This is a genomic window from Priestia sp. AB (assembly GCF_028369225.1).
Lineage (GTDB): Bacteria > Bacillota > Bacilli > Bacillales > Bacillaceae_H > Priestia > Priestia megaterium.
The window spans coordinates 128,036-140,978 of record NZ_JAQMYN010000006.1 but is presented as its reverse complement, the minus strand read 5'-3'; the positions used below and the strand labels follow the sequence as shown (position 1 = coordinate 140,978).

Annotated in this window: 14 protein-coding genes; all 14 read right to left on the bottom strand. The window is 38.9% G+C overall.

Features of this window, described 5'->3' with window-relative positions; all coding sequences use genetic code 11:
• Nucleotides 1-7: 7 nt before the first annotated feature.
• Nucleotides 8-469: a ribose 5-phosphate isomerase B gene (rpiB, locus tag POF52_RS18940; RefSeq protein WP_013085468.1), complete on the bottom strand. Its 462-nt coding sequence runs from the start codon at nt 467-469 to the stop codon at nt 8-10.
• A gap of 80 nt (nt 470-549) precedes the next feature.
• Complete coding sequence (locus tag POF52_RS18935) at nt 550-978, bottom strand: low molecular weight protein arginine phosphatase (protein WP_271994087.1); 429 nt, start codon at nt 976-978, stop codon at nt 550-552.
• 230 nt (nt 979-1,208) lie between these two features.
• Nucleotides 1,209-1,769 carry a manganese efflux pump MntP gene (locus POF52_RS18930; RefSeq protein WP_013085470.1) on the bottom strand — a complete coding sequence of 187 codons (561 nt, stop codon included), beginning with the start codon at nt 1,767-1,769 and terminating at the stop codon, nt 1,209-1,211.
• Nucleotides 1,770-1,836: 67 nt separating this feature from the next.
• On the bottom strand, nt 1,837-2,877 hold the full coding sequence (locus POF52_RS18925) for an L-threonylcarbamoyladenylate synthase (protein WP_271994084.1): 1,041 nt from the start codon (nt 2,875-2,877) through the stop codon (nt 1,837-1,839).
• A gap of 192 nt (nt 2,878-3,069) precedes the next feature.
• Entirely contained in the window at nt 3,070-3,516 is a 447-nt protein-coding gene (locus tag POF52_RS18920; protein WP_013085472.1) for a GNAT family N-acetyltransferase, read from the bottom strand.
• Between the two features lie 85 nt (nt 3,517-3,601).
• A complete protein-coding gene (gene spoIIR, locus POF52_RS18915) occupies nt 3,602-4,495 on the bottom strand; it encodes a stage II sporulation protein R (RefSeq protein ID WP_271994082.1) in 894 nt (297 codons plus the stop codon).
• Between the two features lie 121 nt (nt 4,496-4,616).
• Nucleotides 4,617-5,468 carry a peptide chain release factor N(5)-glutamine methyltransferase gene (prmC, locus tag POF52_RS18910; RefSeq protein ID WP_074896253.1) on the bottom strand — a complete coding sequence of 284 codons (852 nt, stop codon included), beginning with the start codon at nt 5,466-5,468 and terminating at the stop codon, nt 4,617-4,619.
• Nucleotides 5,468-6,535 carry a peptide chain release factor 1 gene (gene prfA, locus POF52_RS18905; protein ID WP_013059820.1) on the bottom strand — a complete coding sequence of 356 codons (1,068 nt, stop codon included), beginning with the start codon at nt 6,533-6,535 and terminating at the stop codon, nt 5,468-5,470. Before prfA ends, prmC begins: the two co-directional genes overlap by 1 nt.
• A gap of 138 nt (nt 6,536-6,673) precedes the next feature.
• Nucleotides 6,674-7,288 (bottom strand): thymidine kinase, encoded by a 615-nt coding sequence (locus tag POF52_RS18900; RefSeq protein WP_226897604.1) that lies wholly within the window; start codon nt 7,286-7,288, stop codon nt 6,674-6,676.
• A 204-nt stretch (nt 7,289-7,492) separates the two neighbouring features.
• Nucleotides 7,493-7,693: a 50S ribosomal protein L31 gene (rpmE, locus tag POF52_RS18895; RefSeq protein ID WP_013085477.1), complete on the bottom strand. Its 201-nt coding sequence runs from the start codon at nt 7,691-7,693 to the stop codon at nt 7,493-7,495.
• Between the two features lie 154 nt (nt 7,694-7,847).
• Nucleotides 7,848-9,122 (bottom strand): transcription termination factor Rho, encoded by a 1,275-nt coding sequence (gene rho, locus POF52_RS18890; protein WP_013085478.1) that lies wholly within the window; start codon nt 9,120-9,122, stop codon nt 7,848-7,850.
• A gap of 525 nt (nt 9,123-9,647) precedes the next feature.
• On the bottom strand, nt 9,648-10,934 hold the full coding sequence (locus POF52_RS18885) for a UDP-N-acetylglucosamine 1-carboxyvinyltransferase (protein WP_013059824.1): 1,287 nt from the start codon (nt 10,932-10,934) through the stop codon (nt 9,648-9,650).
• A gap of 207 nt (nt 10,935-11,141) precedes the next feature.
• Entirely contained in the window at nt 11,142-11,786 is a 645-nt protein-coding gene (gene fsa, locus POF52_RS18880; RefSeq protein WP_013059825.1) for a fructose-6-phosphate aldolase, read from the bottom strand.
• A gap of 137 nt (nt 11,787-11,923) precedes the next feature.
• On the bottom strand, nt 11,924-12,781 hold the full coding sequence (locus POF52_RS18875; protein WP_013059826.1) for a class II fructose-bisphosphate aldolase: 858 nt from the start codon (nt 12,779-12,781) through the stop codon (nt 11,924-11,926).
• Between the last annotated feature and the right edge of the window lie 162 nt (nt 12,782-12,943).

Below are 12,943 nucleotides of genomic sequence, written 5' to 3'. Positions count from 1 at the left end.
GTTCACATTATACAGTTAATGTTGCATCACTTTGCTGCTCATACTGTTTAATTTTATTCACGCGATTTTCATGTCGGCCGCCTTCAAATTCTGTCATTAACCAAATTTTCGCAATTTCACGTGCAAGTCCCGGCCCAATGACACGTTCACCCATTGCCAAAATGTTGCTATCATTATGTTCTCTTGTCGCTTTTGCACTAAATGTATCATGCACTAGAGCACAGCGAATTCCTTTTACTTTATTAGCTGCTATACTCATACCGATGCCTGTTCCACAAATAAGAATGCCTCGACTTACTTCTTGGCTCGCCACTTTTTGAGCAACGGGAAGTGCATAATCCGGATAGTCTACGGACGCTGTGCATTCACACCCTAAATCCACATATTCAATATTTAATTCTTCCATTAAAGAGATAATTTCCTGTCGCAAATTTATACCGCCGTGGTCAGATGCAATAGCTACTTTCATCTTTGTTTCCTCCTCATACGTACCTTCGTCTTATATTAAATTTCTGTTCATTTTAAGTCAGCAAAAATTTATGGGACCTTTTATAATTTGTCGACTATTTTGTTAATCATACGCTCTAACTCTTCTAAAGTCTGTTCGTACGTCTGTAATGATCCGCCAAACGGATCAGATACTTCACCTTGCTCGTCGGCAAATTCTTTTAGCGTAAATAATTTATCACTTACGTATGGAGCTTGGTTCAAAATCAGCATTTTATGCTGCTCCGTCATCGTAAAAATATAAGTAGCCCACATCAATTGTTCTTCCGTTAATGCTGCCGAAGCATGAGAACAAGCTATGCCTTTCTGGTGAAGGGCAACTTGTGCATGAACAGAAGCTTCACTTCCATTTGAAGCGAATACGCCTGCAGACTTCACGTTTATTCCATCTATCTCTTTAGCTCTGAGCAACGCTTCTGCCATAGGGCTGCGGCACGTGTTTCCTGTACATACAAATAAGATGTTTTTCAAGATACATCCTCCCTTGCTTTCACTATGTTCGACTATGTTGATATTCCACCCTATTGTATCTCTATTGCCTGCATAAATCCAGTTAGCTTTTTCAGGTATTTTTTATCCATTATCGCTTCATGCATCTCGAAAAAACGACTTCGCTTTCCTTCTTTTATCACTACAATCCAAAAGAAGCAAAAAAAGACCATAACCTGCATGGTCATGATCCTTTAACTATTTATATATAGTTAAAAAGGTAATAACAATTTGATTCCAAAAGCTAATAAAATGCTCCCGCCCAGTGCCTCACTATATGAACCAATCCAACCTTGTACTCTTCTGCCTAGCAGCAGTCCTAACCAAGTTAATAGCATACTCACTACGCCAAAAACAATAATGGTCAAAAACGTTCTTGCCCCAAAAATACCTAAGCTAAGTCCAACAGAAAAACTATCTAGACTCACGCTGAGCGCAAAAAATAACAGTCCAAAGCCAACTGGTTTGATAAACGGCGTATCGTCATGCTTAAAGGATGAATAAATCATCTGCGCCCCAAGAATCAACAATAAAATTCCACCGCCATAGGTAGCAAACATTCCAAGTTTATCAGACAAAAGTCGTCCAATAAACATGCCTAACAGCGGCATCCAAATATGAAATACACCGATAACAACACCAATGTAGAAAATTTGGCGAAAGCGTAAACGAATTAATCCCATTCCCAAACCAACTGAGAAAGCATCCATTCCTAAGGCAAACGCCATAATGACTAACGTGATCATTTCACTAATTAACTGAGATACATTCATCTTTACCCTCCTCGGACGTGCTCCTATTTCAAAATATGCACATTCGAAAAGGTTTAGAAGATGAATTTTATTGCTTAATCACGTGATGTCCTGCAGCTTTCATTAATCGGTTCATAACAGCATGACCGACTCCTTCTTCAGAAAAACTTTCACTAACGATAACATCTACGTCACACTCATTAAATGAACGAAGCGACTCGTATAAGTGGCTAGCAACCGTCTCTAAATTTGAACGAGATCCACATGTGATAACCGCATCCGCTTTATACGCATCTTCATGTTCAGATGTCGTTAATACTCCCACTCGCTTACCCTGATCTTTATAGCGATCGATAATAGATTGGAAAAAATCTGAACTGCCGTCAACAATGACAAGCGGTGCATCAGGTGCGTAATGCGTGTATTTCATACCTGGAGATTTTGGCGCTTCTTTATCACTTAGTAACGCTCGATCTACTTTTACGGGACCAATGACATTTTCCAACTCTTTCTGAGTAATGCCGCCCGGACGTAAAATAATAGGAATCTCTTCGGTACAATCAAGGACAGTCGACTCTACTCCTACCCCTGTTGCTCCTCCATCTACAACTCCGCTAATACGCCCTTCTAAATCATTCATCACATGATGAGCTAGAGTGGGACTTGGCTTACCGGAAAGGTTTGCACTAGGAGCCGCGATAGGCAAAGCCACTTTTTTTAATAATGCGAGGGCTACCGGATGTGATGGCATTCTCACTGCAATGCTGTTTAAACCAGCCGTAACCTTATCTGAAACTCGATCTTTTTTGGGTAATATTACTGTAAGAGGACCCGGCCAAAAAGCATCGATCACTTTCTCTGCTTTTGAAGGAATCGACTCTACAAATGTATGAAGCTGCTCTTTATCTCCAATATGAACAATAAGAGGGTTATCACTAGGACGTCCTTTCGCTGCAAAAATTTTATCCACAGCTTTATCCGATGTTGCATCTCCTCCTAGTCCATAAACCGTCTCTGTAGGAAAAGCAACCACTTCGTGATTGCGCAGCAAATCTGCTGCTTCTTCTATCTGTGGACAAATATCTTTTTCGTTCGTAAAATTATCCACAACCCATAACTTAGTTTCCATCTTCTTCAACTCCTTTTTCTTTCTATATCTAGGTTTTTTTTACTTTAAAAGTACAATATGTATCAAAGATAGTAAAATACCTGCATTCATTATATCAACAAACAAGCTTTATCCACAAAATGTGGATAAAGCTTATGTTTTTGTGAATAACATTGTGGATACCCAATTAAAATGATTTATCCACATTTTCTTTTAACTAGCTGCATAAAACATCACATAGACATCCCGAGGGTTTGGTAACTTTTTTAAATAAGAATGTTCTTTTAACAACTCAGGCAGTGCACTGTAAGATATTTGCTGAAAATTCATCATTTGAAAAAAATGTAGAGAAGATGCCTTATTTGTTAGTAAATATAGTTGCTTCACGCCATGCTTTTGAGCCAGCTGGACGATGCTTTTAAATAGCAGCAGAATATCAGATTGCATTAAAGAAGGAGACACGACAAGGGAGCGGAGAATTCCATCCACACCTTCTTTTTCAAACCCAACTGTTGCTAGCAGCTCGCCTTCTTCGTTTTCCATTATGACAAATTGATGAATATGCTCTTCCACGCCAGCTGTGCTGATGCCCGCTTTTTGTAAGAACTGCTCAATTCGAATATAATCATTTTCACTAGCAATTTTTAATTGTTCTCTCATTTTAATCACCTCAACTTGTTTTCTAGTAACAAATCTATGAGATGATTAAAAAAAGTAGAACTGAATTTTATTTTTAATGATTCTATTAATTAAATACTGACGATACCCATTCTACTACAAAAAACTTAACTTCTACGGAATCTTCTTTTGATTTAGAATCAGCTTTTTTCTTAGATGAAACAGACTTTTCAGCTTCTTTACTTTCCTTTTTTTCAGCCTTAGCACTTGTTTCTTCCTTTACTGTGCTGCTTGTATCTTTTGCAATTTCTTCTGTAGAAGATACTGTTGGTTGAGAAGATTCCTCAGCTTTCTGCTCAATAGAATCCGATGTAATAGTTGCAGATTGAATTTCTGTTTTCACTGCAGGTTCTTTACTTTCAGCCGATTTGTCATCTGTTTTGTCTGCAGATTTTGATTCAGAAGCTGCTAGTTTCTCTTTTTTCTCCTTTGGCTCTTCTTCAGATGGCTCCGGCGCTTTTACGGCTTCACCGTTTGAGAAATCTAAGAAGCATAAAGGAGGAAATAGTACGCACCACCAGTTTGCTCCCTCTCCTTTGCCAAGAGTAATAAGCACGGCTTCATACTCACCTGCTGGATATAAGAACTGACCGTACAACTTAGTAGGAAACTCTACTTTTCCGAATTTAACATGAACAGATTCATTTACGCCTTCTTCTTTTAGCACTTCTTTCGCAATTGTTTCAAGCGCCGGCAAATTTTCTTTAATTGTTTTTCGAGCTACAGTTACAGATGTTAAATCTTTTACCCATTCTGTGATTTGTTCGTTCACGCGGTCACGAATCAGACGTTTTACGTACTGGTCTTTTTCACCGTCGCTGTTTGCTAAAATGCGCAGTCGAATTGCCTCGTCTGGAATGACTGCAGGCTGATCTGCCTGCACTTGGTTATGTGTATATATAAGTTGAGCATTTGCTCCAATAATTAATAAAATAAAATAAATGATAGCATATTTCTTCATTTCGGCCACCGCCCTTTCATAGGAACAGTATGGCCGAAAGCAAGATATCTTAAACTAGTAATTTAGTAAAAAAATGCATGTTTTTCAAAAATCAAAGGGAAAATCATTCCCTCTGATTTTTTTAGTTCTCGCGAAGTTGTGCAAAAACCATTCGATCTTTTCCATTAATATCATATACACATTCTACAAAAGCTGTCGGAAACGTTTTTTGCAGCATCTCAGCTACATCTTTTGTCTGTCCGGCCCCGACTTCAAATCCAATAATACTATTTGACTTCGTCACATATGGCAACTCTTCCATGAAACGTCGATAAAAATCCAGGCCATCTTTTCCACCAAAAAGAGCTCGGTTTGGCTCATGATCTTTTACCACTGTGGACAACTCATCATCTGCTGGAATATAAGGCGGATTAGACACAATTACATCAAATTTCTGATTCGATAATAAAAATGGTTGTAATAGATCTCCCTGTATAAATATGACAGCAGCGTCCAGGTTTTGAGCATTTTCTTTGGCTACGCTTAAAGATTCTATAGCTATATCTGTTGCTGTAACTTCCACTCTGTCAAGCTCCAAAGCTAAAGTGATAGCAATTGCCCCACTTCCCGTTCCAATATCTACAAGCTCAATAGGCTGGTGTTGAAATTCTTTTTTTATTCGAGAAATCATTCCGTATACCAGCTCTTCCGTTTCGGGTCTTGGAATTAATACATGTTCGTTTACAATAAATGAACGCCCGTAAAATTCTTCTGTCCCGATTAGATATTGTACAGGCATACCTGCTTTATGAGCATGGACATCTTGTTCAAATCTTTTTAGAATTTCTTCTTCTAGTTCTTCCTGCAGAGCACCTAGCAAATGAGTTCTCGTCATCTGCAAGTGATGGCGAAGCAAGAGTTCTCCCGCGTTTTCATCTCGCTTTGCCTCTTTCAAAAAAGAAGAAGCCCACTTAAGGGCTTCAAATACTTTCATTAGTTCGAATCTTCCATTCGGCGCGCTTGGTCTTCCATGACTAATGCATCGATAATTTCATCAAGCTTGCCTTCTAAGATTTGATCTAGCTTTTGAATCGTCAGACCAATACGGTGGTCCGTTACGCGATTTTGCGGGAAGTTATACGTACGGATACGCTCGGAGCGATCTCCAGATCCAACTGCTTGTTTGCGCGTTGCATCGTACTCTGCTTGTGCTTCTCGCTGGAACTTATCGTACACGCGAGCACGTAATACTTTCATTGCTTTTTCTTTATTTTTAATTTGAGACTTTTCATCTTGACATGATACCACTGTATTTGTTGGTAAATGCGTTAAACGAACGGCTGACATCGTCGTATTAACACTTTGGCCACCAGGTCCACTTGAAGCAAATGTATCTACACGGATGTCTTTTTCATGAATGTCCACTTCGACTTCTTCCGCTTCAGGAAGACATGCTACCGTCGCTGTAGATGTATGAATACGACCGCCTGATTCTGTTTCAGGAACTCGTTGAACACGGTGTGCACCGTTTTCAAATTTCATCTTTGAGTACGCACCTTTACCGTTAATCATAAAGATAATTTCTTTATAACCGCCTACTCCAGTAGTCGTTGCTTCCATTACTTCTGTTTTCCAGCCTTGGGATTCAGCAAAGCGCGAATACATGCGGTACAAATTAGCTGCGAATAATGCTGCTTCATCTCCACCAGCCGCTCCACGAACCTCCATGATTACGTTTTTATCATCGTTTGGATCTTTTGGAATTAATAAAATACGTAGCTTTTCAACTAGCTCTTCTTGCTGCGTTTCTAACTCGGCAATTTCTTCTTTTACCATGTCACGCATATCTGCATCAAGCTTATCTTCAAGCATCGTTTTCGCTTCTGATAACTGCTCTTTTACATCTTTGTATTCCTGATAAGCCGCTACCGTTTGTTGTATATCTGATTGTTCCTTCGAATATTCTCTCAACTTAGAGGGGTTGTTTACGATCTCAGGGTCACTCAGAAGTTCGTTTAACTTCTCATAGCGCGCCTCTACCGCTTCTAAACGATCAAACACGTCATTCACCTCATTCTTTATCCATAACATTGTAATTATAGTATAGCTTTAAAATAGAGTCAAAACCTTGTTAATACACGTATATGAACAAAAAAACAGAACTGCGCGTTCTGTTTTTATCATCATAAAATTCTTGCTTTATTTTTCGACCATTTCGCTTGAGTCCACAGACACAGCTTGTCCTTTAGACTTTTGCACAACGTGGCAATGACGACATCTTGGTTCGTACGATTCAGACGCACCGACTAAAATAATAGGGTCGTCATAAGAAGCAGGCTCACCGTTAATCAAACGCTGCGTACGGCTCGCAGGAGAGCCACATGAAGCGCACACAGCCTGTAGCTTTGTTACCGACTCTGCAATAGCCATTAACTGCGGCATTTGTCCAAAAGGTTCACCTTTGAAGTCTTGATCTAACCCCGCTACAATCACACGAAAGCCTTGATCCGCTAAAGATTGAACAATTTCTAAAATATCTGTGTCAAAAAACTGTACTTCATCTATCGCTACTACGTCTGTCTCTTCATCTACTCGCTTTAAAATATCGCGCGATGCCGAGATTGAATAAGCCATAACAGATGTACCATTATGTGAAACGACCGCTTCTTCGCTATATCGATTATCGATTGCAGGCTTGAACACTTGTGCTTTTTGTTTAGCAAACTGCGTGCGGCGCACACGTCGAATTAACTCTTCTGATTTCCCTGAAAACATACTGCCACAAATTACTTCTATCCAACCGCTTTGTTTCATTACGTACACCACTGCGGGACTCTCCCTTCTTCTCGTTCCGTTTCTGAGCGAACCGCTACTAACTTAATCTACGTCTTCTATGTAGATCTTATTCCTATGATAAAGTACCCACTTTTTTATCAAGCAGACACTGTTTTTCTACTTTTATAAGCAAAAAAACAGGCAAGAAGTTAAGCTACTTGCCTGTTTGTTTCGACAATGTGATTATTTAAGACCGTATTTTTTGTTGAAGCGATCAACACGGCCACCAGCTTCAGCGAATTTTTGACGACCAGTGTAGAATGGGTGACATTCAGAACAAGTCTCAACGCGGATCTCTTCTTTTACAGAACCACTTTCAAATTCGTTTCCGCAAGTACATTTAACCATAACTGTTTTATAGTTTGGATGAATTCCTGTTTTCATTCGTTTCATCTCCTTCCGCCCTGAATCATTCTGAAACAGAGTTTATTGATAAAGATAGTGATGAAATAATAACTATTTCACTGTGTACTTTATCAACACACATGATGAAATTATAACAAGGGTTGTATGCTTTTGCAACCACATGTTTTATAACTTATCGTTTATTTGCTAGAAGCGTTTTTTTCTCTTCCGTTAACATCGAGAAGAATTCTTCATTTGTCTTTGTTTGACGTAAACGTTTTAAGAATTTTTCTACAAAATCAGGAGCATCTGCCATTGATTTACGAATTGCCCATAAGTGGTCTAAATGCTCTTTTGGAATTAGCAGCTCTTCTTTACGTGTGCCTGAGCGACGAATGTCAATCGCAGGGAAGATACGTTTTTCAGCTAGTGAACGATCTAGATGCAGTTCCATGTTACCTGTACCTTTAAATTCTTCATAAATAACATCATCCATACGAGAGCCTGTATCAATTAAGGCTGTTGCTAGAATGGTTAAGCTGCCTCCATCTTCAATGTTACGAGCAGCTCCAAAGAATCGTTTTGGACGGTGAAAAGCAGCCGGGTCAATACCCCCTGATAGTGTACGACCGCTCGGTGGAATAACTAAGTTATAAGCACGAGCAAGTCTTGTGATGCTATCCATCAAAATGACAACATCTTTTTTGTGTTCGACTAATCTCATCGCACGTTCAAGTACAAGTTCCGCTACTTTAATGTGGTTTTCTGGCACTTCGTCAAATGTAGAACTGACAACATCACCGTCAACCGAACGCTCAATGTCCGTCACTTCCTCAGGACGCTCATCAATAAGAAGAACAATCAATTCTGCATCAGGATGATTCGTTGTAATGCTATTGGCAATTTCTTTTAACAGCATCGTTTTACCCGCTTTTGGCGGCGCGACAATTAGTCCCCTTTGCCCAAATCCAATTGGTGAAATCAAGTCAATAATACGCGTAGAGAAACTTCTTGGCTGAGTTTCTAGCAGCATTTGTTCATTTGGATAAATAGGAGTTAGCGCTGGAAAATGCACGCGATCTTTTGACGTTTCCGGATCTTCTCCGTTTACCGCTTCTACATGTAATAATCCGTAGTAACGCTCATTTTCTTTTGGAGGACGAACTTTCCCCGATACCTTGTCTCCATTACGCAGATCGAAGCGACGAATTTGTGAAGCTGAGATATAAATATCTTCTGAACTCGGTGAATAGTTAATTGGTCGTAGGAAACCGAATCCTTCTGACTGAATAATTTCAAGAACGCCTTCCATAAATAAAAGCCCATCTTGTTCAGCTTGAGCCTTTAAAATAGCAAAGACAAGTTCTTTTTTCGTTAATTTACTATAGTACGAAACTTTATACTCACGAGCATGTTCATACAGCTCTTTTAATTTCATATTTTCTAAACTGGATAATGTTAAGTTCATTAGGACACCACGCTTTATAATGAATAATTTTTAACCGTTCCTCCCATATTAAATTCAAATATAAAATTGAGAGATGATATGGATGGAATAAATCTGTGAAAATGGAGAATATAACCTTTGAAGTATAATAAGTAGAATCAATTGATTAACTATACACTTTTAGAAGAATAATTCCGACATAAAACTATTTATATTATCTTGATAAATTTAACGTAGCAATTTATATTCTAACCTTTTTCTATCTTTTTAATCAATCTTTTTTTACTTTAGAAGATGAATAAAAAAAAGGAAATTTAATAGCTTACGAGAAGCGAGGAAAACCTTTTCATAATTTCACATTAAAGGAAATAAACTGGACGTTAAAATAAGAAGTGAAATTTACCTTTTAGTTTCCCTTTTTATCTATTTACCCTATTCATAAATATATAAGCTACACAGAGATAGAAGAACGCTCCTACGCCTGTGTAGCTTATTAAAAAGCTCATTTCTAAACTTTGCTTTCATGACTGTGGCACCGATTTGCCTTTATGAATTTTGAAATTGCTCAATTTCCTCTTGAGTCATCTCTTCACGCCAAATCATTGCCCCTAAATCCGATAGCTTGTCTACTAAATGACTGTAACCTCGGTCAATGTGCTCTAAACCCGTTACCTCTGTAATCCCTTTGGCCATTAAGCCAGCGGTTACGAGAGCTGCTCCTGCTCGTAAGTCCGACGCTTTCACACGTGCACCTTGTAAGTGAATGGGACCATTAATAATAGCAGAACGTCCTTCTACCTTAACAGATGCATTCATTCGTCTCAGCTCATCAATATGCTTAAACCTTGCACCGTAAATTGTATCTGTCACAACGCTTGTACCAGACGCTCTTGTTAGAAGCGTCGTAAATGGCTGCTGTAAATCAGTTGGAAAACCTGGATATACTAGCGTCTTAATATCTACGGGCTTCAATAGCTGACGAGTCGCTACAAGAATCTGATCTGAGCTTGTTTCGATATGAATACCCATTTCACGCATTTTAGCCGTTAATGACTCCAAATGCTGAGGGATAACGTTGTCCACAACAACTTCTTTTCCCATACTCGCTCCCATGATCATATACGTGCCTGCTTCAATTCGGTCTGGAATGATGGAATGACGGCATCCTTTTAATTGATCTACTCCATCAATTCGAATAACATCCGTACCTGCACCTTTAATACGGGCACCCATACTTGTCAGCAACGTAGCTACATCAATAATTTCAGGCTCTTTAGCAGCATTCTCAATAACGGTACGCCCTTTTGCTCTTACAGCAGCGAGCATAATATTGATTGTTGCTCCTACGCTAACAACGTCTAAATAAATTCGAGCACCAATCAGTTCCTCAGCTCGAATGTAAATAGCTCCTTGTTCGTTTGTTACTTTAGCGCCAAGAGCTTCAAAGCCTTTAATGTGCTGATCGATTGGTCTAGGACCAAGGTAACAGCCTCCTGGAAGCCCAACTACCGCTTTTTTAAAGCGTCCCAACATTGCCCCCATTAAATAATAAGAAGCGCGTAATTTTTTTACTTTTCCGTTCGGTAAAGGCATTGCAACCATTCCGGATGGATCTACTGTTAATTCGTCGTTATCAATGGTTACTTTCCCACCAATTTCTTCAACTAAATCCCCTAATAACTGCACGTCTGAAATATCGGGCAGACCTTCAATTGTAACAGGTGACTCGGCTAAAATTGTTGCTGGAATAAGCGCAACGGCACTATTTTTAGCACCACTGACGCGGACGGATCCACTTAAGGTAAAGCCACCTTGTATTTTTAACTTTTCCATTTATAGCTCCCTTCTAGTGAAAGAAAGTTTCTCACCTAGTAATTGAGGAAAATTTTGGTACAAAGAATACCTAAAAGAATGGTTATTTTTCCTATTACCTACTAGTGTACACGAAAATGAAAAAATCATGTATAGTTTCGACAAGATAAAAGAAAAATATGGCATTCACCTGTCAGGATGGTAAACGCCACACAAATTTATACATGTTTAGACATTTCGCTTTTCCCAATCTGCCAAAAATTGGTCAATTCCTGCGTTTGTTAACGGATGTTTGAACAATTGCATTAAAACTTTGTAAGGAATTGTCGCAATATGTGCTCCATTTTTTGCAGCTTCTGTTACGTGCATCGGATGACGAATAGATGCTGCAATAATTTCTGACGGAATGTCATGAATCGCAAAAATATCTGCGATATCTGAGATTAAATCGAGACCATTAAAACCAATATCGTCTAATCTTCCTAAAAAAGGCGATACGTAAGTAGCACCTGCTCTTGCTGCCATTAACGCTTGGTTAGCTGAGAAAATAAGCGTAACGTTTGTCTTAATACCTAAACTAGTAAATTCTTTTACTGCTTTTAAGCCATCTGGAGTCATCGGTACCTTGATTGTGATATTCGGCGCAATCGCAGCAAGCTCTTTTCCTTCGCGAATCATGCCTTCTGCATCAAGCGCAATCACTTCTGCACTTACAGACCCTTCAACGAACTCTGTAATTTCACGAAGACGATCTTCAAACGTGATGTTCTCTTTAGCTACTAAACTAGGATTTGTTGTAACCCCCGCTAACAAACCCAATGAATGCGCTTCCTTAATTTCGTCTAAATTAGCCGTATCAATAAAAAACTTCATGAATGCCATCCCCCTGTGTTATGTATTCAGAATGATAAGAAAATTATAGTAAAAACAAAACCGCCTTACAATGAAAATAAGACGGTTTTATTTTTCAGACTCAACTAACTGCAAACAGGCAATCCGAAGATTTCAAATTATGCTTTGTTAGAAGAACCGAATTCACGCATTTTACCTTGAACCGTTTCTTTGATTGCTTCGCGAGCAGGTCCTAAGTATTTACGTGGATCATATTGTTCAGGTTGCGCAGCTAATACTTCACGAACAGCTTTAGCTGAAGCAATTTGGTTTTCAGTGTTTACGTTGATTTTAGCAGTACCTAAAGAAACTGATTTTTGGATATCTTTTGTTGGAATACCAGTTCCACCATGTAAAACTAATGGTAAGCCTGTACGATCTCCGATTTCTTTCATTTCAGCAAAACCTAGGTTTGGTTCACCTTTGTATGGTCCGTGAACTGATCCTAACGCTGGAGCTAAGCAATCGATACCTGTACGGTTAACAAGTTCTTCACACTCGTTAGCATCTGCATAGATAACGCCCTCAGCAATAACGTCGTCTTCTTGTCCACCAACAGTTCCTAGTTCTGCTTCTACAGATACTCCGTGGAAGTGAGCTAGTTCAACTACTTTAGAAGTAATTGCAATATTTTCTTCAAATGGATGGTGAGAAGCATCGATCATTACAGAAGTGAATCCAGCATGGATTGCTTTTGCACATGATTCAAAGCTTGAACCGTGGTCTAAGTGAATTGCAACTGGTACTTGAACGTCGTAATCTTCGATTAGAGCTTCAACCATTGCTACAACAGTTTTGAAACCGCCCATGTAGCGTGCTGCACCTTCAGATACACCAAGAATAACTGGAGAGTTTTCTTCTTTTGCTGCTTGAAGAATAGCTTGAGTAAACTCTAAGTTATTTAAGTTAAATTGACCTACTGCATAGCCTTGTTCTTTTGCTGTAATAAGCATTTCTTTCATTGATACTAAAGGCATATTGAAATCCTCCTTAAAATCAACCTTAGATTAGATGCTAACCAAAAGGCACACTCAAATAGTATGCTCTTGAATTGAGTGTTTCATGTAGAAACAACGCGCATCTTTACATAATAGATTGTCGAATTATGAATACAGTAATTAGGATACCAACTAACAATG